Source organism: Streptomyces sp. NPDC058274, assembly GCF_042881375.1.
Lineage (GTDB): Bacteria > Actinomycetota > Actinomycetes > Streptomycetales > Streptomycetaceae > Streptomyces.
In genome coordinates, this window is sequence record NZ_JBHVXW010000012.1 from 30,796 (window position 1) to 57,137 (window position 26,342).

The window sequence follows — 26,342 nt, forward strand, 5'->3', positions numbered from 1 at the left end:
CGCATCCTCCGCCATGTCGCCCGCCCACTGGGACACCCCGCCCCCGCCCAGGCCCGCGAGCCCCCCCGCCACTCGCTCGCACCGGGCGGGAGCGGCTTCCCGCTCCCCGTGACGATCAGCTTTCGTCGGGCGTCAGCCGCAACGAGATGGAGTTGATGCAGTAGCGCTGATCCGTCGGGGTGGCGTACCCCTCACCCTCGAACACATGACCGAGGTGAGAACCGCATCGGGCGCACCGCACCTCGGTCCGCACCATCCCGTGCGACCGGTCGGAGATCAGCTCGACGGCGTCGGTGTCCTTCGGGTCGAAGAAGGACGGCCAGCCGCAGTGCGACTCGAACTTCTCCGTGGAGGTGAAGAGTTCGGCGCCACAGGCGCGGCAGGAGTAGACACCCTTCGTCTTGGTGTCGGTGTACTCACCGGTGAACGCCGGTTCCGTGCCGGCCTTGCGGAGCACCGTGTACTCGGCCGGGGTCAGCTCCGCGCGCCACTGCTCGTCCGGCTTTTCGATGTCGTACGACATGAAGCTCAACCCCTCACAAACTCGGTGGCTACTGCGACAGGCGGGTCAGGATCTCGGGGCCGAGGTCCGTGACGTCGCCCGCGCCCATGGTGAGAACGAGATCACCGGGCTTCGCCATTCCCGCGACGACCGACGCGACCTCCGCCTTGTCGTGGACCGGCGTCACGTCCGCGCCGGCCGCCCGTGCCGCCTCGATGATGAGCGCGCTCGTGATGCCCGGGATCGGGTCCTCGCGGGCCGGGTAGATGTCCAGGACCACGGAGGCGTCCGCCAGGGTCAGGGCCGCGCCCATCTCCTTGCCGAGCTCCTGGGTGCGGGAGAAGAGGTGGGGCTGGAAGACGACCAGGATGCGGGAGTCGCCCGCCGCCGCGCGCATCGCCTCCAGGTCCGCCGTCATCTCGGTCGGGTGGTGCGCGTAGGAGTCGATGACCTGGACGCCCGCCTCCTCGCCCTTGAGCTGGAGACGGCGCTTCACACCGGTGTAGGACGCCAGCGCCGGGGCCAGCTCGGCGGCCGGGATGCCGAGCGCGACACCCGCCGCCAGCGCCGCCACCGCGTTGTGCGCGTAGTGCCGGCCGGGCACGGAGACCGTGAAGGTGAGCGGCGCGCCGTCGAACGCGACCGTGACCTCGCTCTTCAGCCCCTGGGCGGTGACGGACAGCACCCGCACGTCGGCGTCGGCCGCGTCGCCGTACGTCACCGTGCGCACGGAGTCCGGCAGCCGGCGCGTGAGCTCGCGGGCGCCCTCGTGGTCCGCGTTGATCACCAGGGTGCCGCCGGGGACGATCTTTTCCGCGAACGTCTCGAAGGACTCGTAGATCTCGTCGATCGACGCGTAGTTGGCGTGGTGGTCCAGCTCCACGTTCAGCACGATCGCCACCTCGGGCGCGTACTTGTGGAAGCTGCGGTCCGATTCGTCGGCCTCGGCCACGAAGATCTCGCCCTCGCCGTGCAGGGCGTTCGAGCCGGGGGCGTCCAGGTCCCCGCCGATGGCGTAGGAGGGCGAGAGACCCAGGGTGGACAGGGACACCGCCAGCATGGAGGTCGTCGTCGTCTTGCCGTGGGTGCCCGCGACCGCGATCGGGCGCAGGCCGTCCATCAGCCGGGCCAGGGCGTCCGAGCGGTGCACGACGGGGATGCCCAGCTCCGCGGCGCGGGCCAGCTCCGGGTTGTCCGGGCGGATCGCCGAGGAGACGACGACGCACGTGGCGTCGGGCGCCAGATGGCCGGCCGCGTGTCCGATGTGCACCGTCGCGCCCAGCGCGCGCAGGGCCTCGGCGGTCGCGGACTCCTTGGCGTCACTGCCGGCCACCTCGGCTCCGCGCTGGGCGAGGATCTTCGCGATGCCCGACATCCCGGCTCCGCCGATCCCGATGAAGTGCGGTCGGTCCATGGCGGTAGGAAGGCCGGGTGCCATGCGTGTTCTCCCCAAGCGGTACGACGACGGATACGCGGGGGCCAGCCTATGCCTTGCTGTGCGAGAACAGTTTCAGCACCGGTACGCCCACCTTGTGGCGGGCCCGGGAGGCCCAGTCACGGTGGAAGAACTCTTCCACGTAGTGCGGGTCGGTCAGGACGATGACCTCGTCGGCGTCGATCTCGCCGACCAGGGCCTTGAGCGCGTCCAGCGGGTGCTCCTCGATCAGCCGTCCCTCGGCCGCGCTGCCGGCCGCGCGCAGGGCGATCAGGGAGATCTCCAGCGCCTTCTGTCCCTGCCCTGCCGCCGCTTCGCCCTCCGGCGTCTCGTTCTCGCGGGCCGCCTCGTCCAGCTCACCGAGGGCGACGTCGTCGATGGCCCGCAGCAGGCGGTCCGCCTGGTCGCCGCGGGGCTGGAGCAGCACGTGGAAGGAAACCGCCTCGTCGCCGTGCAAGGTCGTGACGAACTCCACGTCGGCGGACGTCAGGGCCTTCTCGATCATCAATACGCTTGTGAACACGACAGGCGCCCTTCTCCTCCGAGGGCCGTTTCGGGCCCTGTCTCCTCCGGGGGCCGCGCGGCCCCTCGTCCCTGCGTCTCTTCGTCCCGTGCCAGGGCCGTGCCGCGCCCCCGCGGATTCCGTGGACCGTCCACGGCCTCGCGGCTTCCGGGGGCGGGTCGCAGCCCTGCGGAAACCATCCTGCCCCGTAATCGCACGGGTACCGCGAGATTTAGTGTGCCCAGCGGAGACGAAACGGAACGATCTATTCCGCCAGCGTGTCAGGTCCGGCGGTACCGGCCGAACAGGAACCCGGCCTCCTCCAGCAGGGACGCCAGTTCGAAGTGGGCCGGTACGGCGAGCGCGGGGCCGCCCGCGATCCGCTGGGCGCTGCCCACCGTGAGCAGCGGCGAGAGCGTGAGGCACAGCTCGTCGAGCACCCCGGCGGCGATCAGCTGGCCCAGCAGCCGCGGCCCGCCCTCGGTCAGCAGCCGGGTCATGCCACGGTCGCCGAGGGCCTGTACGGCGCGGGCCGGGTCGACGCCCATGCCGTCCCCGGCGAAGACCACCTCCGCGCCGGCCTTCTCCGCGGCGGCGACCCGGCCGGGGTCCGCCGCGGCTCCGGTCAGCACCAGCGTGGGCACCAGGGGCGAGGTGAAGAGCGGAAGCGAGTAGTCCAGGTCCATGCCGGCACTCACCACGGCGATGGCGGGCGCGGGGCCCTGCCCGGCGGTCTCCCGGAGCGCCGCGAAGGCCTCACGCGCGCGTGCCGGGCGGTAACCCTCCTGGCGTACCGTTTCCGCACCCACCACCACCACGTCCGCGAGACCGCGCAGGGTGCCGAAGATCCGCATGTCGGTGGCAGAGGAGATGGGCTGGGAGCGGCCCTCGTGCTGGGCCGCGCCGTCCAGCGTGGACACCATGTTGGCGCGCAGCCACGGCTCGCGGACGTCCGGGTAGGCGTAGGCCTCCGCCAGCTCCTGGAGCCCCCATTCGCGGTCCGTCACATCCGTCTCAGGGGCCCCGCTCGAGGCCTGGGCTGCTGTTTCGTCGGTCACAGGGAACAGGCGTCGCATGTCCTGCAGTGTGGCACGGGCTCTAGAGTGGGGAACCGTGTCGTCCTCCTCCGCCGCAGCCGGCCTCAGCCCGATAGCCGAAGCGGCTCCCCTGTCCCTGTGCGCCCGCGAGCCGCACGTCCCCGCGGACCGGCTCGTGGCCGAGATGGTGCCGCCGCCGCGCTTCGACTCGGTCCGCTTCGCCACGTACCTCCCGGACCCGAACCAGCCCAGCCAGACCGAGGCCGTGCACGTCCTCAGCGGCTTCGCGGCCGGGCTCGGCGGGGCGGGGGCCACCGGCGCCGGCAAGCGGAGACTGTTCGGTTTCGGGAAGGCCCCGAAGAAGGCCCCGGCCGGCCCTCGCGGGGTCTACCTCGACGGCGGCTACGGCGTCGGCAAGACCCACCTGCTGGCCTCCCTGTGGCACGCGACCCCGGCCGAGCCCGAGCTGAAGGCCTTCGGCACGTTCGTGGAGCTGACGAACCTGGTCGGCGCGCTCGGGTTCCAGAAGACCGTGCAGACGCTCTCCGGACACCGGCTCCTGTGCATCGACGAGTTCGAGCTGGACGACCCGGGCGACACCGTCCTCGTCTCGACACTCCTCGGCAAGCTGGTCGACGCGGGGGTCGCGCTCGCGGCCACGTCGAACACCCTGCCGGGCAAGCTCGGCGAGGGCCGGTTCGCGGCAGCCGACTTCCTGCGCGAGATCCAGGGGCTGTCCGCGCACTTCCGCCCGCTGCGCATCGACGGTGAGGACTACCGCCACCGCGGGCTGCCCGAGGCCCCGGCGCCGTTCTCCGACGAACAGGTCGCGAAGGCCGCCTACGCCACTCCGGGGGCCTCGCTCGACGACTTCCCGCATCTGCTCGACCACCTCGCACGCGTGCACCCCAGCCGGTACGGCGCGCTGACCGACGACCTCAGGGCCGTCTGCCTCACCGATGTGCAGCCGGTCCCCGACCAGTCGACCGCGCTGCGGCTCGTGGTGCTCGCCGACCGGCTCTACGACCGCGAGGTGCCGGTTCTCGCCTCCGGAATGCCTTTCGACAGCCTCTTCAGCGAGGAAATGCTGAACGGCGGCTACCGGAAGAAGTACTTTCGTGCGATATCGCGCCTCACCGCGCTGGCCCGGGACGCCAAGGGGCTCGTAGAAGGGGTCTGAACGGACCCGCTTCACCCTCACGGGATTATCTCTGTCCGGAAAGAGACTTCCGGTGGACGAAATCCCGCCACTCGCCTTCCCGGCCGTTTCAGGCTCTCTTCAGGGTGAAACGTTAAGTTAACCCTGCAAACAACTTGCCACGCTAGCGTGGTTGTTGACGTGTCGGGAGAGACAGCGGGAGGAGGGCGCATGATGCGAGGTACGAAGAGCCGCACACTGTTCTCGGTCCTCGCCGTCGTCCTCCTCGCTCTGCAACTTTTCGGACCCGATGAGGCATTCGCGTCCGTACACACGAACGAGGTCATCTCCTGCGGCGAGGCCGAGCATCCGCAGAAGATCGCGCCGCCCCTCGCCGCCCGCGACCGGAGCCGCACCGAGGACCGCGTTCCCCAGCCGCCCAAGGGCTCCCTGCTGGAGCACGACCCGGCCTCGGCCTACCCGGTGACCCCGCTCGCGGACGTGCACCAGCGCGCGTCGAGATCCTCGACCGCCCATTCCCCAGCGGCACTTCAGGTCTTCCGCTGCTGACCGGAGCGTGAACCCCCCACACTCCGTTCTGTTAGCCGACGCGCCATCGAGGCGCGCCAGGAGGACCTGTCATGCAACCCCTCATCGATCATGCCCGCGCGCACGGACAGCGCCCCGAGGAGTTCGCCCCACTGGCCCACGGACAGTCGCCGCAGGCCTTGTTCATCACCTGCTCGGACTCCCGCGTCGTCCCCGCCCTGATCACCGGTGCCCGGCCGGGCGAGCTCTTCGAGCTGCGCACCGCCGGGAACATCGTGCCCGCGTACGCCTCCCGGCCGACCAGTGAGGCGGCCACCATCGAGTACGCGGTGGAGGTGCTCGGCGTCACCGACGTGGTCGTCTGCGGCCACTCGCACTGCGGTGCCGTCGGCGCCCTGGTGCGCGGTGACGACCTGACCGCCGTACCCGCCGTGCGCGACTGGCTGACCCACGCCACACCACGTCCAGAAGGAGCGGCCGAGGACCCGGCCGTGACGGACGCGGTGCAGAGCCACATCCTGACCCAGCTGCTCAGGCTGCGCGCCTACCCGTGCGTGGCCGACAAGCTGACGGATGGTCAACTACGCCTGCACGCCTGGTACTACGAGGTGCACACCGGCGCCGTCCGGGAACACCGTCCGGACACCGGCACCTTCGAAGCGCTGTGAGTGCCGCCATGAATATCCCCCACATCAAGAAATTCCCGTATCTGCGGCAGGACTTCGCCGCTTCGATCGTCGTCTTCCTCGTCGCCCTGCCGCTGTGTGTGGGCGTCGCCGTCGCGTCCGGCGTGCCGGCCGAACTCGGGCTGGTCACCGGCATCGTGGGCGGTATCGTCACCGGACTGATGCGCGGCAGCAGTCTGCAGGTGTCGGGGCCGGCCGCGGGGCTGACCGTGCTGGTCTTCGAGGCGGTGCGCGAGTTCGGACTCCCGGTGCTCGGGGTGATCGTGCTCGCCACCGGGGTGCTCCAACTCGCCATGGGCGCCCTGAAGCTGGGGCGCTACTTCCGCGCGATCTCGGTGGCCGTCGTCGAGGGCATGCTGGCCGGGATCGGGCTCGTCCTGATCGCGGGCCAGCTCTACTCGATGGCGGGCCTGACGGCTCCCGCCTCCGGCCCGGACAAGCTCGTCGGACTGCCGGCGGCCGTCGTCAAGGCCGCCGGGAGCGCCGAGTCGCTCGCCTCGCTCGCCCTCGGCGTGGGCACCGTCTTCGTCCTCGTGCTGTGGCGGCGGCTGCCGGAGCGGATACGCGTGGTGCCGGCGCCGCTCGCCGCGGTCGTCCTGGCCGTGCTGATCACCCTGGTGTTCTCCCTGCCGGTCGCCACGGTGGAGGTGCGGGGACTGCTCGGTTCGCTCCAGCCGCCGCCCCTCGACGCCTTCGGGGAACTGGCGGGCATCAGCCTCCTCGGCACGATCCTGGCCTTCACGCTCATCGCCTCGGCGGAGAGCCTGTTCAGTGCCGCCGCCGTCGACCGGCTGCACGACGGGCCGCGGACCCAGTACGACAAGGAGCTGATGGCGCAGGGCGCGGGCAACACGATCTGCGGGCTGCTCGGCGCACTGCCGATGACCGCCGTGATCGTACGCAGCGCGGCGAACGTCCAGGCCGGCGCCCGCACGAAGGCGTCCCGGGTCATGCACGGCGTCTGGCTGCTGCTCTTCGCCGCGTTGCTGCCGGCCGCGCTCGGCCTCATTCCGCTGCCCGCCCTCGCGGGCATCCTCGTGTACGCGGGCTACAAGCTCATCCCGCTGCGCGAGATAGCCGAACTGTGGCGCGAGCACCGGGGCGAGGCCCTGATCCTGATCGTCACCGCCGTGTCCATCGTCGCCGTGAGCATGTTCGAGGGCGTGCTGATCGGGCTCGCGCTGGCCATCGTCAAGACCGCCTGGGAGGCCTCGCACGTCCGGCTCGAAGTCATAGACAAGGGGGCCGGACCCGTCCAGGCGCATCTGTCGGGCAACGCGACCTTCCTGCGGCTGCCGAAGATCCTCGACAGCCTGGAGGCGCTGCCGCAGGACCGGCCGGTCGAGCTGAACCTGTCCGGGCTGCACCACCTGGATCACGCCTGTCGGGTCGCCCTGGAGAACTGGGCGACCCGGCACAGCACGGCCGGGACCGAGCCGGTGAAGGTCACGCCGGTGACCTGACCCGTATCCGCCCCCGCACGGCCCTCGGCCGGGCCCGCCGCACGGCGGGCCCGGCCCTGCCCTTTCCCGGGGCCCCTCCCATGTCGCCCGGTTCCGGACCCCCGGAGGGCGTCATCGCGCGGCGTAAAGTGGATGCGTCAGGCATTCGGCCGCCTCGGAAGGGGGTCGTCATGCTCCAGGAACTGCTGGTCGCGGGCGCGGCAGCCGGCTCCGCCGGTCTCGTGTACGTCGCGGCGGCGGCGCGGGTCGTGAAGCAGTACGAGCGCGGAGTGGTCCTCAGGCTCGGGCGTCTGGTGGGCCAGGCACGCGGCCCCGGATTCACCCTGGTGGTGCCCTTCGTCGACAAGCTGCGCAAGGTCAACATGCAGATCGTGACGATGCCGGTGCCGGCGCAGGACGGCATCACCCGGGACAACGTGACGGTCCGGGTGGATGCGGTCATCTACTTCAAGGTGATCGACGCGGCCGACGCTGTCATCCAGGTCGAGGACTACCGTTTCGCGGTCTCCCAGATGGCGCAGACGTCACTGCGCTCGATCATCGGCAAGAGCGATCTCGACGACCTCCTCTCCAACCGGGAAAAGCTCAACCAGGGGCTGGAGTTGATGATCGACAGTCCGGCCATCGGGTGGGGTGTGCAGATCGACCGGGTGGAGATCAAGGACGTGTCGCTGCCCGAGACGATGAAGCGGTCGATGGCCCGCCAGGCGGAGGCGGACCGTGAGCGGCGGGCCCGGATCATCAACGCCGATGCCGAACTCCAGGCCTCCAAGAAGCTCGCGGAGGCCGCCGGGGTGATGTCCGAGCAGCCCGCGGCCCTGCAACTGCGCCTGCTGCAGACCGTGGTCGCCGTCGCCGCCGAGAAGAACTCCACCCTCGTCCTGCCCTTCCCCGTGGAGCTGCTCCGCTTCCTGGAACGGGCCCAGGCGACGCAGGGGCCCGTACCGCAGAGTCCGCCGGCGCCCGTACCGCAGGACCCGTCGGCGCCTGGGCAGGCGCCCGCCCAGGCGGAGCGGATGCCGGACCAGCCGGACACCGCCGGCGCGGAGCCTCCGCAGGCACCCGGCGGCGAGCCCACCGGGCCGGAGTCCCCGCCCGTCCCGCGCGGTTCCGCCGGCCCGGAGCCCCCGCGGACGCCCCGCCAGTCCGCCGACCCCGCTCCCCCGCAGCCGCTCTGAGCGGCCGGTCTTCGTACGTGACACGTGTTACGGGTTACGGCAGTCTCGCCCCCGTGATACACACAGGCGGGTCACAATCCTGTCCGCCAGCAGGAAGGTTGCCCCATGTCCGCAACACGACGTCAGATGCTCGCGCGCACCGGTGTGCTGGGCGCTTCGATCGCCTTCGCCGGAAACCTCTCCGAGCTCTTCGCGGGCACCGCCGCCGCGCAGGACCTCGGCCACCACGGCTACGGCCCGCTGATCCCCGACCCGAACGGCCTGCTCGACCTGCCGGAAGGTTTCCGCTACCGGGTGCTGTCCCGCGAGGGCGACCCACTCCGGTCCGGCGAGGGCACGGTACCCAGCAACCACGACGGCATGTCCGCCTTCGCGGGCCCCCACGGCGGTGTCCACCTCGTCCGCAACCACGAGAACCGGGTCACGGCGAAGTACGCGGTCCCGACGATCGAGGGGATCACGTACGACCCGATGGGCAAGGGCGGTTGTACGGCCCTGACGCTGGACAAGCACGGGCACGTGCTGTCCGAGCGCGTCGCCATCGCCGGTACGGCCGTCAACTGCGCCGGTGGCCCCACGCCTTGGGGTACCTGGCTGACCTGCGAGGAGACCGAGGACAAGGCCGGCACCAACGGCTACACGAAGGACCACGGCTTCATCTTCGAGGTCGACCCGGCCGACCCGCGCCGCACCGGAGCCGTACCGCTCACGGCGATGGGCCGCTTCCAGCACGAGGCGATCGCGGTCGACCCGAAGCGCGGGATCGTCTACGAGACCGAGGACGCGTTCCTCAAGCCCTTCGGACTCTTCTATCGCTTCCTGCCCAACAAGCCCGAGGGCGGGACCGGTTCACTGCGCGCGGGCGGCAGACTCCAGGCGATGCGCGTGCCCGGCGTGCCCGACCTGTCCTCCATCCAGGAGACGGGCGCCACCTTCGAGGGCATCGAGTGGGTGGACGTACCGGACCCGCTCGCCACCCAGACCCCCGTCCGGCTGCAGGACTTCGGGCCGAAGGGCATCACGCACGCGCAGAAGCTGGAGGGCTGCTACTGGGGCGGGAAGTCCGTCTACTTCGTCTCCTCCTTCGCGCACAGCGTGGAGGGTTCGGCCGCGGATCACTTCGGGCAGATCTGGCGCTACGACCCGTCGGCGCGCCGTCTCACCCTGGTGATCGTCTTCGGCCCGGACACCGACGTACAGCTCCCGGGCGAGTCCCCGGACAACATCTGCCTCGCCCCGAGCGGCGGCCTCATGGTCTGCGAGGACGGCAACGGCGCCCAGCACGTCTTCGGCGTGACGCGGCGCGGTGAGGTGTACGCGATGGCCCGCGGCGCCCAGAACATCGGCACGCCCGAGGCCCCGGAATGGGGCGAGTTCGCCGGCGTCACCTTCTCCCCGGACGGCCGCACGATGTACGTGAACTGCTACACCCCGGGGACGACCTTCGCGGTGACGGGCCCCTGGCGCCGCTAGGCCGATGGCGCCGGTCACGGCACCCGGGCGGGGCGCGGCCGAATAATCCCGTGCCCGGGCCCCTCGCGTCCTGCTACGGTCCCGGCCATGAAGCGCGCCGCAGTACGGACGACGACGCCGGAGAGTGTCCCGGCGCGCTGACTGCTGACCTGAGTCCGAAGCCCCGGGGCGAGTGCCCCGGGGCTTCGCCGTGCGGTCACTCGCCCGCTCCACCGCGAGGAGACCACGATGAACGACCACCGCAGACTCGGCCGTGAGCTGGACCTGTTCGACACCGACCCCCTGCTGGGCGCCGGGCTGCCGTACTGGCTGCCGGACGGCGCGGCCGTCCGGCACGCGCTGGAGGAGTACGTGCGCGAGGCGGAGCGCCGGGCCGGCTATCAGCACGTGTACTCGCCGGTCCTCGGCAAACGGGAGCTGTACGAGATCTCCGGGCACTGGTCGCACTACCGCGAGGACATGTTCCCGCCCATGGACCTCGGCGGGGAACAGGGCGGCGAGCAGGTCGTCCTGCGGCCCAGTCTGTGTCCGCATCACGCGGTCATCTACCGCTCCCGCCCTCACAGCTACCGCGAACTCCCCTTCAGAATGGCGGAGTTGGGCGGCATGTTCCGCTCGGAGCTGTCCGGCGTACTCGGCGGGCTGACCCGGGTTCGAGCCATCCAGCTCAACGACGCACACGTCTTCTGCACCCCCGGCCAGGCCGGCGAAGAGGCCGCCGCGGCACTGGAGTTGATCCGCGCAGCCTATGCCGCGCTCGGCATCCGCCCGGCCCGTTACCGTCTCTCGCTCCCGGGACCCGGCGGCAAGTACGTCGCCGGCCCCGAACTGTGGCGGAAGTCCGCCGCGCTGCTGCGCGACGTACTGGACCGCTCGGGTGAGCCGTACGAGGCGGTCGAGGGCGAGGCCGCGTTCTACGGACCCAAGATCGACGTCCAGATCACCGACGCGGCCGGCCGCGAGTCGACCCTGTCCACCGTGCAGGTCGACTTCCACCAGCCGGAGCGGTTCGACCTGCACTACATCGGCCCCGACGGCGCCAAGCACCGCCCGGTCATGGTCCACCGCAGCGTCATCGGCAGCCTGGAGCGGGCCGTGGCCCACCTCATCGAGGTGCACGGCGGCGCCTTCCCGGCCTGGCTCGCCCCCACCCAGCTGGTGGTCCTCCCGGTCTCCGAGGCCGAGACCGACCAGGCCGCGGGACTGGTCCGGCGGTGTCTCGACCAGGGGCTGCGCGCCCGGCTCGCCGGCCCGGAGCAGGGCACCCTCGGCGCCCGCGTCCGTGCCGCCCGGCTGGTGCCGTACCAAGCGGTGATCGGCGCCCGGGAGGCCGCCGCCGGCCAGGTCGCCCTGCGGCTGCGCGACGGGCGCCGGCCGGCCCCGCAGCCGGCCGCCGAGGCGCTGGGCCGCATCCGGGCCCTCGTCGGCGCGTACCGCACCGGTCTCTGGGACTCCGGCGAGTAGCGGGTGCCCGGCCCCCGGCGCAGGATCGAGGGAGACAGCCGGAAAGGGGTGCGTGGTGGCCAAGACCAAGAAGAAGGCCAAGAAGGAGAAGGACAAGGCCAGGCCGGATGCGGCGCCCGGGAAGGCGCCCGACCGGGTGGGCCGGCTGCTGCGCGTCCCCGAGGGGGCCCGCGTCGACCTCGCCTCGTACGACGCCGAGGGCACGCCCGGCGGGCCCGCACACAAGGCCGCCGGTCTCGAGGCCACCGCCCGGCTGGGCGAACGCCTCGCCGGCCTGCAGGAACGTCTGTGGGCCGGCGCCACGGCAGGTGACCCGCGCCGGATCCTGCTGGTCCTGCAGGGCATGGACACCAGCGGCAAAGGGGGCACGGTCAAGCACGTCATCGGGCCCCTCAATCCGTCCGGCTGCCGCATCAGGTCGTTCAAGGCGCCGACCCAGCAGGAGCGCAAGCACTCCTTCCTCTGGCGGATCAGAAGGGCGCTCCCGCAGCCCGGCGAGATCGGCATCTTCGACCGCTCGCACTACGAGGACGTCCTGATCGGACGCGTCCGCGAACTGGCGCCGCCCGCCGAGATCGAGGCCCGCTACGGCCAGATCAACGACTTCGAGAAGGCCCTCGCGGACGACGGCGTGACCGTGATCAAGTGCTTCCTGCACATCTCGTACGCGCAGCAGCGGCGCCGCCTCCTGGAACGCCTGGACAACCCCGACAAGCACTGGAAGTTCAACCCGGGGGACATCGACGAGCGCGCCCTGTGGCCCGCCTACCAGGAGGCCTACGAGCTCGCCCTCGAACGCTGCTCGGTGACCCCCTGGTACGTCGTCCCCGCCGACCGCAAGTGGTACCGCAACTGGGCGATCAGCAAGCTCCTCCTGGAACACCTGGAGGCGCTGGACCCGCAGTACCCCAAGGGGGACTTCGATGTGACGGAGTGCCGCAACCGGCTGTCGAAGGACCGCTGAATCCGGCTGGGCGGGTGACTTCGCCCTCGGACCGGCTCGGCGCGCCCGCCCGATGGCCGATTAGTCTGATTTACCCGGATATCTTCATCCGGTGATCATTCTTGTACGACGCATTGCCGCCGTCTGTGTCCTGGGCACCGCCCTGGCCGCCTGCGGAGCCCCCGGCTCCCCGCACACCGGCCGTCCGTCGGCGCAGGCCCACTCCGCGCGCCCGTCGGCGACCGCCCCCTCGGCTCATCCGACCCTCGCCCCCGGCCCCGCCGGTCTCACCCCGGTCTTCAAGAACGGTCCCCGGACGCGGGACAAGACCGTCGCGCTCACCTTCGACGCGGACATGACCGCGGATCAGGGGCCGCGGGCCGCGGCGGGCGAGCACTTCGACAATCCTCAGCTGATCGCCACCCTGCGCGGCCTGAAGGTCCCGGCCACGGTGTTCATGACGGGACGGTGGGCCGACGAGTACCCGAGGGAGGCCCGGGACATCGGACGGGACCCGCTGTTCGAGGTCGCCAACCACTCGTACAGCCACTACGCCTTCACCGGTGACTGCTACGGGCTGCCGACCGTGCGCGAGGACCGGATGCGGTCCGACGTGGAGCGCGCGTACGCCGCCTTCCGCAAGGCGGGCGTGCCGGATCCGATGCCGTACTTCCGCTTCCCCGGCGGGTGCTACGACCAGCGGGCGCTGCGCACGCTGAGCGCGATCGGTGTGACGGCCGTGCAGTGGGACGTGGTGAGCGGGGACGCGTTCGCGACGGACGCGGATGCCGTGGCGCGGCAGGTGCTCGACGGGGTGCGGGCGGGTTCCGTCGTCGTCATGCACTGCACGCGCAGTGCCGCTCCGGTGACCGAGGAGGCCGTACGGACGATCGTGCCCGAGCTCCGGAAGCGGGGTTTCCGGTTCGTCCGGGTGTCCGAGCTGATCGGGGCGACGACGAACCGTCAGCCGTAGGCGGCGGTCCCGCGGCGGGGCCGTCCACAGGCCAGGGCGGTCCCGCGGCCGCCGGCGGCTCCGGCGGCCGTCTTACGCTGGAACCATGAGCGACTACTGCGGCACCGGTCCCGAACCGGCCCTGGACCCGGCCCCCGCGGCGGACGGACCGCCGTTCGCCGCATGCGTACTGTGCCGGAAGCCGACCGAGTACCCGGAGTCGCGGAAGGGGATCACGCTGTGCCCCGTCTGCGAGTGGCAGGAGGCACAGCGCACCGCCTGTTCGGGCTGACCGCGCCCTCGCTCGTACGTGCGACCGCTCGCACGGGCGCCGATCTTCCGCCTGGCAGACTGGACGGCGTGACCAGTGACCCGAGCGCCGTTCCCACCCCCGGCGACAGCCCCTTCCGTTCCGAGCGCACCGCGCGCGACGAGGCCCCGCAGTTCGTACTGCCCCTGGTCGTGCGCATCGAGAAGGCCGGTCCCCCGGCGCGCACGGACGCGCTGGAGACCGCCGCGCGCGCGGTGCTGACCATCCTCGGCGACGAGCGGTCGGTCGGCGACGGCGAGTGGGCGCAGCTCATGCGGGACTGGCAGGACGCCCGGATCCGCAAGGTGGTCCGGCGGGCGCGCGGCGCCGAGTGGCGGCGGGCCGAGGCGCTGCCCGGCATCACGGTGACCGGCAAGGCGGCCGAGGTCCGTGTCTTCCCGCCGGTCCCGTTGGACGGCTGGCCCAAGGAGCTGGCCCGGCTCCAGGTCTCCGGCACGGACCTCGACGACCCGGAGCCGCCGGTCGAGGCCGACGCGACGACACCCGTGCTGTGGCTGAGCCCCGACCTGGACATGTCCGCCGGCAAGGCGATGGCCCAGACCGGCCACGGCGCCCAACTGGCCTGGTGGGAGCTGTCGGACGAGGAGCGGGCGGCCTGGCGCGACGCCGGTTTCCCCCTCGCGGTCCGCACCGCCGCGGCGGCCGACTGGAGCGAACTCCTCGCCTCCGGGCTCCCGTTGGTCCGTGACGCGGGCTTCACCGAGATCGCGCCGGGTTCCTGCACGGTGGTGGCGGACCATCCGGCCCTGCGCAACTGACGCGCCAGTCGGCCGCCGCGGTCCTCGCGGGGCAGTCGGCCGCCGCGCATGAGGGTGAGCAGACCGGGCAGGTCCACCACCGTCGTCGTACGCGTCAGCGCCGGCCTGCTCCTCGCCGCCTGAACCACCCCCGCGAGCTAGGCTTTCCGCACATCCCTGAAGCGATGCATGGAGGTCACGATGGCCGGGACCCGGCTGGACGGCAGGGTCGAACGGGGGAACCGCACACGCCAGCTGGTCCTCCGCCGCACGGTCGACATCGCCTCCGTCGAAGGGCTCGAGGCGCTGTCCGTCGGGCGGCTGGCCACCGAACTACAGCTCAGCAAGAGCGGGGTCTTCGCGCTCTTCGGCTCCAAGCAGGAGCTGCAACTGGCAACGGTGCGCGAGGCGAAACGCATTCATGTCGAGCAGGTGATCCGGCCCGCGGCCCAGACTCCGGCCGGAGTGGCCCGGGTCCGACAGCTGTGCGAGCTGTGGCTGGACTACTCCCGGGGCCGCGTCTTCCCCGGCGGCTGCTTCTTCTACGAGGTCATGGCCGAGTTCGACGCCCGGCCCGGCCCCGTGCACGACGCGGTCGTACGTGCCCAGAGCGACTGGACCGCCCATGTGGAGCGCACCCTCACGGAGGCACGCGACGCCGGGGACCTCCGCCCCGACACGGACGCGCCTCAACTCGCCTTCGAACTGATCGCGTTGATGGAGGCGGCCAACGCCGTCTCGGTGCTGCACGACGAGACGACGACCGTGTACCGCCGGGCCCGCGTCGCCATCACCTCCCGGCTGCGCATGGCGGCGACAGATCCCTCGCTGGTGCCCGAAGTCTCCTGATCGGCAGAGGTGCGGCGGGAGTTGAGCCGAGGCACCGCGTACGACGGCTCGGCGTCCGGACACCGTTCCGTAAAACAAATAGCACGATCGGTCGGTTAGTTTTATGCTCGGGCCATGCGACACCGACGACTGATCCTCCGCTCCGCCTGGCAGCCGGGCCCCGACACGGGCTCTCCCGACGAACCGGTGGTGGTCGGCTTCACCGACTTCACCGCGGACACCTTCCGCCGGTCCTGGTCCGTCGCGCTCGCCGGACTGCGGCTTCGCCGGACCTGGCCCGCCACGCCTGGCGCGATCGGCATGTGGCTGTGGGCCGACCCGCTCCGGCGGCGCTCGGGCTCCGTCTCGGTGTGGACCGGCCGGGCGGGGCTGAAGGAGTTCGTCGGCCGGCCCGACCATGTGCGGATCGTGCGGGCCCATCACGGTCACGGGGTGCTGCGGTCGGAGGGATGGGAGACCGAGCGGTTCGACGCGGCGGACATCTGGGCGCACGCGGACCACCTGATCAACACCACCGCCCGCTAGCGGCCATTCAGCCAGGAGGAGACCGCACATGACCACCACGGAAACGGACATCGTCGAACTCGACCGGATCGCCGTGCACGAGTCGTTGCGTGTCGTCGAGCTGGCGGAGGGGGCCGACTGGGAGCGGGATACGCCCTGTGCGGGGTGGACGCTGCGCCGGCTGGTGGCGCATATGGCCGCCCAGCACCACGGGTTCGCCGCGGCCGCGCGAGGAGCGGGACGCAACGCGGCGTACTGGCGGTTGCCGGAGGACATGAGCGAGCCGGGGCGGATGTATCGGGCGGCGGCGACAGCGGCGCTGACCGCCTTCGCCGAACCGGGCGTGACGGAAAGGGAGTTCGTCCTGCCGGAGCTCGGCGCCGGATTCCCCGGGCGGACGGCTCTCGGTTTCCACTTCATCGACTACGTGGTGCACGCCTGGGACGTGGCCGCCGCACTCGGTGTGCGGGTCGAGCTGCCGGACCACGTGCTCGCCGCGGCGGCGGCCGTCGCCCGGCGGGTGCCCGCGGATCCGGCGGGCCGCGGCCCCGGCTTCGCGTTCGCCCCCGCGCTCGCCGTGCCCCACGGGGCCGACCCGCTGGAGGAGGCGCTGCGGCTGTTGGGACGGGAGCCGGAGAAGTGGCCGCTGCGGCGCTGACCCGCCGTACGATCCTGTCCAAGATTTTTGGTACGGACGGGTTTGAACATCACAGCCGTCCCCCGCGTATCTCCTGGCACTGGCCATGTACAGGTTCCCAACGACCAGTTGGTCTGCCCCGGGAGGCACATTTGCGGCGTATCAACGGTACGGCCCTCGTCATCGCGGCCCTCGTCGCCACCGTCGGCGCGCTCGCGTTCCCCGTGTGGTCGTACGCCGACCGCGCGGGCACGGGCCCGGCGAATCTGGCGGCCGGGACGGTGAACACCCGATGGGGTCCGCTCACCGCATCCGACCGCGACCTGATCGTGCGCGTACGGCTCGCCGGCCTGTGGGAGCTGCCGGCCGGACAGCAGGCGATCCAACGGGCCCCCAGCAAGGCGATCAAGGAGGCGGGCGACCACCTGATCGTCGGCCACACCGACCTCGACAGGCGGGTGCGGATCGTCGCCGCCAACCTCGGCGTCGAGCTGCCGAACCAGCCGAACGAACAACAGCAGGGCTGGCTGCGCGAGCTGACGGCGGCTCAGGGGCAGGAGTACGAGCGCAAGTTCGCGAACCTGCTGCGGTCCGCGCACGGCAAGATCTTTCCGGCCATCGGCGCGGTGCGCAACAGCACCCGCAACACACTGGTGAGGCAGCTGGCCTCGGACGCCAACCAGACCGTGCTCGACCACATCACGGTGCTGGAGAAGACCGGCAACGTCGACTTCGACGCCATCGCCAACGACACGGCGGCCCTGGCGACGGCCAGTCCGACCGGCCCCCCGCCGCCGAGCGTCGGGGTGTCGCCCCCCTCGGCACCGCCCGCGGAGGCGAGCGGCGACCCCGATGTGTCCTCGAAACCGTCACCCCCGCCGCCCGGCGAGGTCAACACGAACCGACCGGAGCCGACCGGTGATCCGGACGGCCAGGTGGGGTGACCTGGGCCCGAGGGGGGATGAGCCGGCCGGACGGGCGGGTGAGGTGATCCCGACGGCCCACTGAGGTTCCGCCGGCCCTGACGTCAGGGCCGGCGGAACCTCAAATGTTGCTCTGAACGTCCCCTCCGACGGGTTCGGCCGCGGCTGCCGGGGCCATGACACCGTCACGCCGGTACACCGGCGCCTCGCAGGGATCCGTCGTGAGGAGACGGCACGCAGGGTCTGACCGGGACGGGACGCGGGAGGGGACAGGGACATGCTGCAACTGGGGACGGGAATCGGGTGGCGTCCGGAGATCGCGGACGCCGTGGAGCGCATGCCCGGCATCGACTGGGTCGAGGCCGTGGCGGAGAACGTCTGTCCCGGGCACCTCCCCGAGTCGCTGCTGCGGCTGCGCGAGCGCGGGGTCACGGTGGTGCCGCACGGCGTCTCCCTCGGTCTCGGCGGCGCGGACCGCCCCGACGGGGCCCGGCTCACCGCGCTCGCCGAGCGGGCCGGGGCACTGGGCTCACCGCTCGTCACCGAACACATCGCGTTCGTCCGCGCGGGCGGCCCGCTGACCGCGTCCGCCCAGCTGGAGGCGGGACATCTGCTGCCGGCCCCGCGCACCCGGGACGCGCTGGACGTCCTGTGCGAGAACATCCGCATCGCGCAGGCGGCGCTGCCGGTGCCGCTCGCCGTCGAGAACATCGCGGCGCTGATCTCCTGGCCGGGCGAGGAGATGACCGAGGGGCAGTTCCTGTACGACCTCGCCGACCGCACCGGCGTACGCCTGCTGATCGATGTGGCCAATCTCCACACCAACCACGTCAACCGCGGCGAGGACCCGGCCAAGGCACTCGACGAGCTGCCCGTCGAGGCCATCGCCTACGTCCATGTCGCCGGCGGCTTCGAGCGGGACGGCGTCTGGCACGACAGCCACGCCCACCCGGTCCCCCGCCCGGTTCTCGACATCCTCGCGGACCTGGCGGCCCGGGTCACCCCGCCGGGGGTCCTGCTGGAACGGGACGAGAACTTCCCGGACCCGGCGGAGCTGGAGAACGAACTGACGGCGATACGGGACACCGTGAAGATCGCGACGACCGCGCGGAAGGCGGCGGCCGAGGCCGGGTCCGGCGGCGAGGCGGCCCGGGAGGCCCCCGGCGCGGCGGCGGAGCGCCCTGCCACGGACGCCACCCGCCAGCGGCTCGGGCTCGCGCAGACCGCGCTGCTGTCCGCGCTGGTCGCGGGGACACCCGTACCGGAGGGGTTCGACCGGGCGCGGCTGGGGGTGCAGGCGCGGGCACTCGCCGCGAAGCGCGCCGACGTCGTCGCGAAGGTCGCCCCGGAACTGCCGGAGATCCTCGAAGGGGCATACCGGACGGCCTTCCTCGGATACGCGCAGCGGCACCCCATGACCGACGGCTACCGGCGCGACGCGCTGGACTTCGCCGAGCACCTGCTCCTCGCCGGGCGGCCCGAGGACGCGGAGACCCGGCGCCGGCTGCGTGACTGGTGGCTGGACCGGTCCGGCCCGGCGCCCCGCTCCCAGCACCCCGCCGCCCGGCTGGCCCGCGCCACCCGCAGAGTCCTGCTGCGCGGATGATTCGGTACGCAGCCCCGCGGACGGCTGACGGCGCCGGCCGGGACGACCCGTGGAACCGGCAGCCGCGGCACCACGGGACGGTGCTCTGCAGCCCTCGCCGCCGAGTGTGCCCGGGCTAACACCAGCGCGCAGGCATGGACATCCGCGAGCCGGTTTATACCGGTTTCAGGCGGTACATCGCCCGACAAATCCACCGGAACCGGCACCCGTTCCCGGCCCCTGAACCCCGTCTCCTCGTACGGCAGTTGGCGTTGCGTCCGCAGTAGCATGCGAATCCGCACCCGAAGCGCACTGGCGTGCGGTGCCGCAACAGGAGACACCATGCGATCCATCAACCGCGCCGGACTGATCAGTGGAACAGGAGTCATCGTCGCCGGTCTGACGGCGACGCTCATCGCGCTGATCTTTCCGATCTGGTCGTACGCGGACCGCGCCGGCACCGGTCTCGACGCACTGAACACGGGGACCGTGTCGACGAGCTTCGGTCCGCTGTCCGGGCTGGACCGGGAGTTCATCACGAAGGTCCGGCTGGCCGGGCTCTGGGAGCTGCCCGCGGGACAGCAGGCCGAGGAACGCGGCACCACGAAGGCCGTACAGACCGCCGGCGAGCACCTCATCGAGGGCCACACCTTCCTCGACGCCCGCGTCCGCGACGTCGCCGCACGGCTCGGGCTCGAACTGCCCAGCCAGCCGAACGATCAGCAGCGCCAGTGGCTGGCCACCCTGAACGCGGCGCACGGCGAGGACTACGACCGCCAGTTCGCGACCATCGTCCGCATGGCCCACGGCAAGGTCTTCTCCCTCGTCGCCCAGGTCCGCGCCGGCACCCGCAACTCCCTCGTGCGCGATCTCGCCGAGGACGCGAACACCACCGTGCTCGACCACATCAAGGTCCTGGAGGCCACGGGATACGTCGACTTCGACGCCCTCGCCCGGGACGCGGCCGGCGCGAGCACACCGCCGATCACCAACTCCCCCGCTCCGCCGGGCCCCACGGCCTCCCCGAGCTCTCCCGTGCCCGTGACTCCCTCCGACGGCTATCCGCTGCCGCCGGCGGCCTCCAGCCCGAGGCCGGAGGGCGAAAACGGGCAGAATTAGGACGTGTCCGGCGGGGCGGGTCGACGCGCGGTGCAAACGGAACGTCCGATACCCACTACCCCGCGTCCACATAGTGAATAAGGCATGGCGCCTCCCTGCTCCGGTCGCATAGAAATCCGCCATGTTCTGGGTCCTTCTTCTGCTGCCGGCCTGGGCCGCCGCCGCTACGGCCTGCACCCGGCTGTGCCTGGCCGCCGTGCGCGCCGCGAACGTCGACTCGTCCACGGGCCGCGGGCACGATCTGACGCTGTACGAGGCCGCGTTCCTGTCCGGCGGCCCGGCCCGGGTCGCCGAGCTGACGCTGGTGTCGATGGCCCGCCAGCGCCGGCTGCTGCTCGCGCACACCGGCTGGGCGACCGTGGTGGACCCGGACGGGCGGGACGACATGGAGCGCGCGGTGCTGGGCGCGATAGGCCCGGCGGGACAGTCGCCGATAGCGCCGGTCCGCCGGACCACCGCGGCGGCCGACTCCGTGCGCCGGCTGGCCGAGCGTCTCGTCGCGGCGGGGCTCGCCGTGCCCGACGGCGCCCGCACCTCCGTGGCCGGCGCCGTCCGCCAGGTCCAGGCCGCCGCGGCCGCCGTCGCCGCCCTGGGCGTGGTCGCGCTGCTGCTCCCCGGCCAGGCCACCGAGGGCCAGGGCCCGGTCGCCGCCTGGTTCCTGCTCCCCCTGATCCTCACGCTGAGCTGCCTGGCCATCGCACGGGTCGAGGTGCACCCCTACACGCGCTGGGCCTCCCCCGCCGGGCAGCGGCTGCTCGCCACCCTGTCCCGGCATGCCGCCGGCGACGACCGCGCGTACCTCACCTCCGTCGCCGTACGCGGTGTCCGCGCGGTCGCCGAGCCGGATCTGCGTGCGGCCTTCGCCCACCGCGAGCGGCATCTCTAGGGGGCGCATCGGAGCATTGGGGCCGACACCGGCGCCCGGTGCTTTACTTCGCCGACCGCCGAACCAAACATCCCTTTTGTCGCTGCCGCGCACCGAAGGGATACGCGATGAGAGCAATCGCCCTCTGTTCAACCGCCGGGTCCGTGCTCCTGAGCGCCCTCGTCGCCGCACCGGCGGGGGGACCGCCCGCGGGCGCCGCCCCCGCCAGGCCGCTCTTCGCCGACTCGGCCGAGGCACGCGGTACCGCGGAGGCCGCCCGGCGTGCCGCGGCCGCCGGCATCCGGTTCGGTGTCTGCGCCAAGGACCAGGAAGTGCCGGGCAGTCTGCAGTGCGGCACGGTCACGGTGCCGCTCGACTACGCGCACCCCGGCGGCAAGCAGATCAAGCTGACCGTCAGCCGGGTGAAGGCGTCCGGCAAGGACCCGCACAACTCCAAGCGGAGGGTCCCCCGCAAGGGCTCCCTCGTCTACAACCCCGGCGGCCCCGGCGCCTCCGGCATGTACTTCCCGCTGGCGTCCATGCTCCCCGAGTGGAAGCGCATCGGCGCGGCCTACGACCTCGTCGGCTACGCCCCGCGCGGAGTCGGCCGCTCGGCCCCGCTCTCCTGCCAGGACCCCAAGCGCCTCCTGAGGGGCCCCGCGCAGTCGCCGGCATCGCCCTCGGAGTCGTACAAGAAGGAACGCATCGCCGAGGCCAAGGCCTATGTGCGCGGCTGTGTCCGGCACGGGGGAAGCGCGCTGCGGCACTACACGTCGCTGAACAACGCCCGCGACCTCGATGTGCTGCGCGCCGCACTCGGTGAGCGGAAGCTGACCTTCATGGGGGCGTCGTACGGCACCTACTTCGGAGCGCTCTACGCGACGCTGTTCCCCTCGCACGTGGGGCGCATGGTCTTCGACTCGGCGGTGAACCCCGAGCCGGACGGGATCTGGTACCAGAACAACCTCGACCAGTCGGTCGCCTTCGAGCGGCGCTGGTCGGACTTCCGCGCGTGGGTCGCCCGGCACGACAAGGTGTACGGCCTCGGCAGGTCCTCCGCCGACGTCCTGCGCAGCTACGAGAAGGCGCGGGCGCAGCTCGCCGCCGAGCCGGCGGGCGGCAAGGTGGGCCCCGCACAGCTGCAGGGGGCGTTCCTGCAGACCGGCTACTACGACGACTACTGGCCCTCGCGTGCGCAGGCCCTGTCCGCGTATCTGAAGGGCGACCCGAAGCCGCTCATCCAGCAGGCGGGGCCGCACCCGGAGGCAGCGGCCGACCAGGAGAACGGCAACGCGGTCTACACGGCCGTCGAGTGCAACGACGCCTCGTGGCCGACGGACTGGAGCGTCTGGGACCGCGACAACACGGCCCTCGCGCGCGTGGCGCCCTTCGAGACCTGGGACAACGTGTGGACGAATCTTCCGTGCGCGTACTGGCCCGGGCCGCGGCAGCAGCCGCTCGATGTGCGGACCGCCCCCGGTGAGCTGCCGCCCACGCTGATCCTGGCGGCCGAGCGGGACGCGGCCACGCCGTACGACGGTGCTCTGGAGCTGCACCGGCGGCTGTCGGACTCGGTGCTGGTGACCGAGCGGGACGCGGGCGCGCACGGCATCGGGGGCGGCGCCAACCGGTGCGTCAACGGCCACCTCGACGCGTATCTCCTGGACGGGCGCCTGCCGGAGGGGGACGCGGTGTGCGCGCCGCACGCGGAGCCGAAGCCACTGGCGCCGGGAGACCGTGCGAAGAAGGCCTCCCGGCATCCGGCGGTGCGCTGATCAGGCGAGTCCCGCGACCAGCTCGGTGAGGTCCTTGCGGCGGCCGGTGTAGAACGGGACCTCTTCGCGGACGTGCATCCGGGCCTCGGAAGCACGCAGGTGACGCATGAGGTCGACAATGCGGTACAGCTCGTCGGCCTCGAAGGCGAGGAGCCACTCGTAGTCGCCGAGGGAGAACGAGGCGACGGTGTTGGCCCGCACGTCCGGGAAGCCACGGGCCATCTTGCCGTGGTCGGCGAGCATGCGGCGGCGGTCCTCGTCGGGCAGCAGATACCAGTCGTACGAGCGCACGAAGGGGTAGACGCTCACGTAGTTGCGGGGCGTCTCGTCGGCGAGGAACGCCGGGACGTGCGAGCGGTTGAACTCGGCGGGGCGGTGCAGCGCCATGTTCGACCACACCGGCTCCAGGGCGCGGCCCAGCTTGGTGCGCCGGAAGAGGTTGTACGCCTCCTGGAGCTGGTCGCTGGTCTCGGCGTGCCACCAGATCATCAGGTCCGCGTCGGCGCGCAGACCCGAGACGTCGTACGTGCCGCGGATGGTCACGTCCTTGGCGGCGAGCTGGTCGAACAGCTCCTGGACCTCGTCGGCGTAGCCCGCGCGGTCCTCGGGCAGGACCTCACGCAGCTTGAAGACGGACCACAGCGTGTAGCGGATGACCTCGTTGAGGTCCTTGGCCAGCTTGCCCTTGTTCGGGATCTTGGCGGGGGCGTCGTCACTCATGGGGCTATTCTCCCGCGCCGCCGTGCAGACTCTGCACCGGGTTGGCGGTCAGCTCGTCCAGTCCGCCGCGGTCGCCGCGCAGCTGGTCCACGGCCGCGTAGGCGCTCGCGATACAGGCCGGGATCCCGACGCCGTCGTACGCCGCTCCGCAGACCGCGAGGCCCGGGAGCTTGCCGACGTGTTCGCGGACGCGGGCCACGCGCGCGTGGTGCCCGACGGGGTACTGCGGGAGGCCGTCGTCCCAGCGCGTGACGCGGGTCGCGACGGGCGCCGCGGCCAGGCCGGTGGCTTCCCGCAGGTCGTGCCGGGAGACGTCCACCAGGTGCTCGTCGTCCCGCCCGAGGATCTCGGTCTCCTGATAGCGGCCGACGGACGTCCGCAGGACCAGCAGGTCCGGGTTCTCCTCGGCGATCCAGCCCCACTTCCGGGAGGCGAAGGTGGCCGCCTTGATCGTGCGCCCGTCGACGGGCGGCACCAGGAAACCGCTCCCTTCGGGGAGGGCGAGGTCAGCGCGGCGGTAGGCGAGGGTGATGAGCGCCATCGACGCGTACTCGACGGCGGCCAGCTCGGCCGCGGCGGCGGGCGCCTCGGCGCGCAGCAGCGTGGCGGCGGCCGGGGCGGGCAGCGCGAGGACGACGGCATCGGCGTGCAGGACGCGGCCGCCGGCGACGACTCGCCAGCGGGCGTGCGGCTCCGTGCCGCCGGCAGCGGCGGGCGTGCGCGCGGAGCCGGGGTGACCGGAGCCGGGCTCGCGGGAGCCGCCGGGCACGGAGGCCCGCGGCCCCTGCGGTTCGAGGGCGGTGCTCTGCGGACCGCCCCCGCCCCTGGGTGCCGCGACTCTGCGCAGCTCCGTCACCGGCGCGCCGGTGACGATCTCGGCGCCCCGCGCGCGCACCGACTCGGCGACCGCGAGCGGCAGTTGGCCCACACCGCCCTCGATGCCCATGAATACCGGCCCCGGCTGCTGGGCGCCGGCGGCCCGGGCCTGGATCTCGCGGACGGCCTCCGTCAGCGAGTCGTGCGTGCGGGCGGCCTGGAAGAGCTGCGGGACCGCCGAGCGCATCGAGAGGCGGTACGCGTCGCCGGCGTAGACACCGCCCAGCAGCGGTTCGACCAGGCGGTCCACGACCTCACGGCCGAGCCGCGCGGCGACGAACTCCCCCACCGCCACGTCGTCACCGACCTCCGTGCGCGGCAGATCGGCGTCCCGCTCGATGCGCCGCAGGCCCTCCTCGGAGAGCAGCCCGGAGAGGGCGGAGGCGGTGCCCGGGACACCCATGACATGTCCCTTGGGCATGGGGCGCAGGGCACCGCGGGTCCAGATCGACGCCGTCGACGTGGCCGGCGGGCGGAGGTGGTCGGCGAGGCCCGCCTCGCGGGCGAGGGCGAGGGCTTCGGGCCGCCGCGCGAGCATCGACTCGGCGCCCAGGTCGACCCGGGCGCCCGCGATCTCGCCGGGCAGCAACTTGCCGCCCACGCGGTCCGAGGACTCCAGGACGGTCACGCGCACACCCGCGTCCAGCAGCCGGTGGGCGGCGGCCAGCCCGGCGATCCCGCCGCCGATGACGACGACCTGCCCCGTACCCGTACGAGTCTCCTGTGCGCGCATGTCTCCACTTTCGCAGACCCCACCGACAGTCCCGCGGGGGCCCGGTGTCCTCCACGAGTCCTGACCGTGACCGCATCGGGACCGGACCCGGCCAACGTCTCAGGGCGGCCGGGCGTCGAAGGAACGTCAGTCATCACAACACCCGGGGGGATGCCCAGATGCAGACTCGACGTTCGGTACGACCTGTTCAGGCCCTGGCAGGAGTGCTGCTCGCCGCGGCTCTCGCACTGACGGGGTGCAGCGCCAATGACTCGGGCGGGAGCAGCGCCGACTCGGTGAGCCGGAGCGACGCCGACGCCAAGGGGGCCGCCCCGGGTTCCCAGGAGGACGGGGCGGGTGCCGCGGACAGCAGCCGGAGCGGCGGCGCCAAGGCCAGTGCCCCGCCCAAGGTCACCGCGAGCCACATCATCCGTACCGCCTCCCTGACCGTGCGGGTCAAGGACGTTCCCGACGCGCTGGACGGCGCCCGCACCACGGCCGAGAGCGCGGGCGGCTTCGTCGGCGACGAGACGACCACCCGGGACGGCCAGGGCCGCGAGCGCACCCGGATGATCCTTCGCGTGCCCACCGACCGGTACGAGGAGGTGCTCACCGAACTGGAGGGCTCGGGCAAGCTCCTCGAACGTACGGCCAAGGCGCAGGACGTCACCGACCAGGTCGTCGACGTGGACAGCCGGATCAAGACCCAGCGCGCCAGCGTGGCCCGGATCCGCGAGCTGATGGACCAGGCCACCAAGCTCGGCGATGTGGTCACCCTGGAGGGCGAGCTGAGCAGCCGTCAGGCCGACCTGGAGTCCCTGCTCGCCCAGCAGGCCTCCCTGAAGGACCGCACCAGCCTGGCGACGATCACCCTGTCCCTCACCGAGACCGCGGTGAAGAAGGCGGAGAAGGACGAGGACCCGGGGTTCGTGGACGCGCTCTTTGGTGGCTGGCACGCGTTCGTCACGATGCTGCGCTGGATCGCGATGGCGCTCGGCGCGGTGCTCCCGTTCGCGGCGGGCGTGGCGCTGCTCGTCCTGGTGTGGCTGCGTTTCGTGCGCCCCCGTACGGCGGCGCACCGCCCGGCACCCGCGACGGCGGCCGGCACGGGGGCCCGTGGAACGGACACAGGGGCCGGCGCGCTGCCGGTCGCCCCGCCCGTCCCACCGGCCCGGAAGCAGGGGGTGGCGCGCGGCGAGCAGGAGGCGCGGGGCGAGCAGGACTGAAATGCCGCGTCCCCGTAGCGTGTTCGCATGAGCATGAGCCGTACGAAAGAGCGACTGGTCGTGATCGGCGGCGACGCGGGGGGGGTAGTGGCCCCCGGGCCGGGCCCCCCTCAGGGGGGGGGCGGCCCGGCGGTGTTAGTGGGGGTGGTGGGGGGGGGGAT

General features: G+C 72.2%; 25 protein-coding genes and 1 pseudogene. 20 read left to right on the forward strand and 6 right to left on the reverse strand.

Annotated elements, in window-relative coordinates; genetic code table 11:
• Positions 1-115: 115 nt before the first annotated feature.
• The 4 genes from msrB to ACFVYF_RS23185 all read right to left on the reverse strand — a co-directional run bounded on the left by msrB (position 116) and on the right by ACFVYF_RS23185 (position 3,515).
• Positions 116-523, reverse strand: a complete 408-nt coding sequence (gene msrB / locus ACFVYF_RS23170; protein ID WP_389458089.1) for a peptide-methionine (R)-S-oxide reductase MsrB — start codon at positions 521-523, stop codon at positions 116-118.
• Positions 524-551: 28 nt separating this feature from the next.
• The gene (murC, locus tag ACFVYF_RS23175) at positions 552-1,940 is read right to left on the reverse strand and encodes a UDP-N-acetylmuramate--L-alanine ligase (RefSeq protein WP_389458091.1); all 1,389 of its coding nucleotides are present in this window, start codon (positions 1,938-1,940) and stop codon (positions 552-554) included.
• A gap of 46 nt (positions 1,941-1,986) precedes the next feature.
• Positions 1,987-2,460: an indole-3-glycerol phosphate synthase gene (locus ACFVYF_RS23180; protein WP_389458093.1), complete on the reverse strand. Its 474-nt coding sequence runs from the start codon at positions 2,458-2,460 to the stop codon at positions 1,987-1,989.
• A 260-nt stretch (positions 2,461-2,720) separates the two neighbouring features.
• On the reverse strand, positions 2,721-3,515 hold the full coding sequence (locus ACFVYF_RS23185) for a pyrimidine reductase family protein (protein WP_389458095.1): 795 nt from the start codon (positions 3,513-3,515) through the stop codon (positions 2,721-2,723).
• On the opposite strand from ACFVYF_RS23185, the gene zapE reads away from it, so the two are divergent.
• The 19 genes and pseudogenes from zapE to ACFVYF_RS23280 all read left to right on the forward strand — a co-directional run bounded on the left by zapE (position 3,514) and on the right by ACFVYF_RS23280 (position 22,647).
• The gene (zapE, locus tag ACFVYF_RS23190; protein ID WP_389458097.1) at positions 3,514-4,656 is read left to right on the forward strand and encodes a cell division protein ZapE; all 1,143 of its coding nucleotides are present in this window, start codon (positions 3,514-3,516) and stop codon (positions 4,654-4,656) included. The two genes, ACFVYF_RS23185 and zapE, sit on opposite strands and share 2 nt — an antisense overlap.
• A gap of 189 nt (positions 4,657-4,845) precedes the next feature.
• Positions 4,846-5,184, forward strand: a complete 339-nt coding sequence (locus ACFVYF_RS23195; RefSeq protein ID WP_389458099.1) for a hypothetical protein — start codon at positions 4,846-4,848, stop codon at positions 5,182-5,184.
• A 71-nt stretch (positions 5,185-5,255) separates the two neighbouring features.
• Complete coding sequence (locus ACFVYF_RS23200) at positions 5,256-5,831, forward strand: carbonic anhydrase (RefSeq protein WP_389458101.1); 576 nt, start codon at positions 5,256-5,258, stop codon at positions 5,829-5,831.
• Positions 5,832-5,839: 8 nt separating this feature from the next.
• Positions 5,840-7,312 carry a SulP family inorganic anion transporter gene (locus tag ACFVYF_RS23205; protein ID WP_389458103.1) on the forward strand — a complete coding sequence of 491 codons (1,473 nt, stop codon included), beginning with the start codon at positions 5,840-5,842 and terminating at the stop codon, positions 7,310-7,312.
• A 170-nt stretch (positions 7,313-7,482) separates the two neighbouring features.
• Complete coding sequence (locus ACFVYF_RS23210; RefSeq protein ID WP_389458105.1) at positions 7,483-8,490, forward strand: SPFH domain-containing protein; 1,008 nt, start codon at positions 7,483-7,485, stop codon at positions 8,488-8,490.
• 105 nt (positions 8,491-8,595) lie between these two features.
• Positions 8,596-9,963 (forward strand): PhoX family protein, encoded by a 1,368-nt coding sequence (locus tag ACFVYF_RS23215; protein WP_389458107.1) that lies wholly within the window; start codon positions 8,596-8,598, stop codon positions 9,961-9,963.
• A 222-nt stretch (positions 9,964-10,185) separates the two neighbouring features.
• A pseudogene (gene thrS, locus ACFVYF_RS23220) lies at positions 10,186-11,427 on the forward strand (threonine--tRNA ligase); the annotation flags it as partial.
• A 136-nt stretch (positions 11,428-11,563) separates the two neighbouring features.
• On the forward strand, positions 11,564-12,391 hold the full coding sequence (locus ACFVYF_RS23225; protein WP_389458337.1) for a PPK2 family polyphosphate kinase: 828 nt from the start codon (positions 11,564-11,566) through the stop codon (positions 12,389-12,391).
• A 91-nt stretch (positions 12,392-12,482) separates the two neighbouring features.
• Positions 12,483-13,343 carry a polysaccharide deacetylase family protein gene (locus tag ACFVYF_RS23230; protein WP_389458109.1) on the forward strand — a complete coding sequence of 287 codons (861 nt, stop codon included), beginning with the start codon at positions 12,483-12,485 and terminating at the stop codon, positions 13,341-13,343.
• A gap of 85 nt (positions 13,344-13,428) precedes the next feature.
• The gene (locus ACFVYF_RS23235) at positions 13,429-13,614 is read left to right on the forward strand and encodes a hypothetical protein (protein ID WP_389458111.1); all 186 of its coding nucleotides are present in this window, start codon (positions 13,429-13,431) and stop codon (positions 13,612-13,614) included.
• A 68-nt stretch (positions 13,615-13,682) separates the two neighbouring features.
• Positions 13,683-14,411 carry a peptidyl-tRNA hydrolase gene (locus tag ACFVYF_RS23240; RefSeq protein WP_389458113.1) on the forward strand — a complete coding sequence of 243 codons (729 nt, stop codon included), beginning with the start codon at positions 13,683-13,685 and terminating at the stop codon, positions 14,409-14,411.
• Positions 14,412-14,591: 180 nt separating this feature from the next.
• Complete coding sequence (locus ACFVYF_RS23245; protein WP_389458115.1) at positions 14,592-15,239, forward strand: TetR/AcrR family transcriptional regulator; 648 nt, start codon at positions 14,592-14,594, stop codon at positions 15,237-15,239.
• 114 nt (positions 15,240-15,353) lie between these two features.
• Entirely contained in the window at positions 15,354-15,764 is a 411-nt protein-coding gene (locus ACFVYF_RS23250) for a hypothetical protein (protein ID WP_389458118.1), read from the forward strand.
• A gap of 28 nt (positions 15,765-15,792) precedes the next feature.
• Entirely contained in the window at positions 15,793-16,401 is a 609-nt protein-coding gene (locus ACFVYF_RS23255; RefSeq protein WP_389458120.1) for a TIGR03086 family metal-binding protein, read from the forward strand.
• Between the two features lie 131 nt (positions 16,402-16,532).
• Positions 16,533-17,324 carry a DUF4142 domain-containing protein gene (locus ACFVYF_RS23260; protein WP_389458122.1) on the forward strand — a complete coding sequence of 264 codons (792 nt, stop codon included), beginning with the start codon at positions 16,533-16,535 and terminating at the stop codon, positions 17,322-17,324.
• Between the two features lie 256 nt (positions 17,325-17,580).
• The gene (locus ACFVYF_RS23265) at positions 17,581-18,909 is read left to right on the forward strand and encodes a DUF692 domain-containing protein (protein ID WP_389458124.1); all 1,329 of its coding nucleotides are present in this window, start codon (positions 17,581-17,583) and stop codon (positions 18,907-18,909) included.
• Between the two features lie 321 nt (positions 18,910-19,230).
• Positions 19,231-20,007, forward strand: coding sequence for a DUF4142 domain-containing protein (locus tag ACFVYF_RS23270; RefSeq protein ID WP_389458126.1), 777 nt, complete (start codon positions 19,231-19,233; stop codon positions 20,005-20,007).
• A gap of 121 nt (positions 20,008-20,128) precedes the next feature.
• Complete coding sequence (locus tag ACFVYF_RS23275) at positions 20,129-20,893, forward strand: TIGR04222 domain-containing membrane protein (RefSeq protein WP_389458127.1); 765 nt, start codon at positions 20,129-20,131, stop codon at positions 20,891-20,893.
• 107 nt (positions 20,894-21,000) lie between these two features.
• Complete coding sequence (locus tag ACFVYF_RS23280; protein WP_389458129.1) at positions 21,001-22,647, forward strand: alpha/beta hydrolase; 1,647 nt, start codon at positions 21,001-21,003, stop codon at positions 22,645-22,647.
• On the opposite strand, the gene hemQ is transcribed toward ACFVYF_RS23280, so the two are convergent.
• Positions 22,648-23,367 carry a hydrogen peroxide-dependent heme synthase gene (gene hemQ / locus ACFVYF_RS23285; RefSeq protein ID WP_389458131.1) on the reverse strand — a complete coding sequence of 240 codons (720 nt, stop codon included), beginning with the start codon at positions 23,365-23,367 and terminating at the stop codon, positions 22,648-22,650. It lies immediately after the preceding gene.
• 4 nt (positions 23,368-23,371) lie between these two features.
• On the reverse strand, positions 23,372-24,976 hold the full coding sequence (gene hemG, locus ACFVYF_RS23290) for a protoporphyrinogen oxidase (RefSeq protein WP_389458134.1): 1,605 nt from the start codon (positions 24,974-24,976) through the stop codon (positions 23,372-23,374).
• Positions 24,977-25,134: 158 nt separating this feature from the next.
• Here hemG and ACFVYF_RS23295 point away from each other — a divergent pair, with 158 nt between their 5' ends.
• On the forward strand, positions 25,135-26,181 hold the full coding sequence (locus ACFVYF_RS23295; RefSeq protein WP_389458136.1) for a DUF4349 domain-containing protein: 1,047 nt from the start codon (positions 25,135-25,137) through the stop codon (positions 26,179-26,181).
• Positions 26,182-26,342: the final 161 nt, after the last annotated feature.

Bases quoted from the DNA above. Each gene is read 5' to 3' on its own strand.
- ACFVYF_RS23195 (WP_389458099.1), top strand. From the start codon at position 4,846: ATGATGCGAGGTACGAAGAGCCGCACACTGTTCTCGGTCCTCGCCGTC.
- msrB (WP_389458089.1), bottom strand. From the start codon at position 523: ATGTCGTACGACATCGAAAAGCCGGACGAGCAGTGGCGCGCGGAGCTG.
- hemQ (WP_389458131.1), bottom strand. From the start codon at position 23,367: ATGAGTGACGACGCCCCCGCCAAGATCCCGAACAAGGGCAAGCTGGCC.
- ACFVYF_RS23255 (WP_389458120.1), top strand. From the start codon at position 15,793: ATGACCACCACGGAAACGGACATCGTCGAACTCGACCGGATCGCCGTG.
- ACFVYF_RS23215 (WP_389458107.1), top strand. From the start codon at position 8,596: ATGTCCGCAACACGACGTCAGATGCTCGCGCGCACCGGTGTGCTGGGC.
- zapE (WP_389458097.1), top strand. From the start codon at position 3,514: ATGTCCTGCAGTGTGGCACGGGCTCTAGAGTGGGGAACCGTGTCGTCC.
- ACFVYF_RS23210 (WP_389458105.1), top strand. From the start codon at position 7,483: ATGCTCCAGGAACTGCTGGTCGCGGGCGCGGCAGCCGGCTCCGCCGGT.
- ACFVYF_RS23250 (WP_389458118.1), top strand. From the start codon at position 15,354: ATGCGACACCGACGACTGATCCTCCGCTCCGCCTGGCAGCCGGGCCCC.
- murC (WP_389458091.1), bottom strand. From the start codon at position 1,940: ATGGCACCCGGCCTTCCTACCGCCATGGACCGACCGCACTTCATCGGG.
- ACFVYF_RS23205 (WP_389458103.1), top strand. From the start codon at position 5,840: ATGAATATCCCCCACATCAAGAAATTCCCGTATCTGCGGCAGGACTTC.
- ACFVYF_RS23275 (WP_389458127.1), top strand. From the start codon at position 20,129: ATGTTCTGGGTCCTTCTTCTGCTGCCGGCCTGGGCCGCCGCCGCTACG.
- ACFVYF_RS23295 (WP_389458136.1), top strand. From the start codon at position 25,135: ATGCAGACTCGACGTTCGGTACGACCTGTTCAGGCCCTGGCAGGAGTG.
- ACFVYF_RS23185 (WP_389458095.1), bottom strand. From the start codon at position 3,515: ATGCGACGCCTGTTCCCTGTGACCGACGAAACAGCAGCCCAGGCCTCG.
- ACFVYF_RS23265 (WP_389458124.1), top strand. From the start codon at position 17,581: ATGCTGCAACTGGGGACGGGAATCGGGTGGCGTCCGGAGATCGCGGAC.
- ACFVYF_RS23280 (WP_389458129.1), top strand. From the start codon at position 21,001: ATGAGAGCAATCGCCCTCTGTTCAACCGCCGGGTCCGTGCTCCTGAGC.
- ACFVYF_RS23235 (WP_389458111.1), top strand. From the start codon at position 13,429: ATGAGCGACTACTGCGGCACCGGTCCCGAACCGGCCCTGGACCCGGCC.
- ACFVYF_RS23200 (WP_389458101.1), top strand. From the start codon at position 5,256: ATGCAACCCCTCATCGATCATGCCCGCGCGCACGGACAGCGCCCCGAG.
- ACFVYF_RS23245 (WP_389458115.1), top strand. From the start codon at position 14,592: ATGGCCGGGACCCGGCTGGACGGCAGGGTCGAACGGGGGAACCGCACA.
- ACFVYF_RS23270 (WP_389458126.1), top strand. From the start codon at position 19,231: ATGCGATCCATCAACCGCGCCGGACTGATCAGTGGAACAGGAGTCATC.
- hemG (WP_389458134.1), bottom strand. From the start codon at position 24,976: ATGCGCGCACAGGAGACTCGTACGGGTACGGGGCAGGTCGTCGTCATC.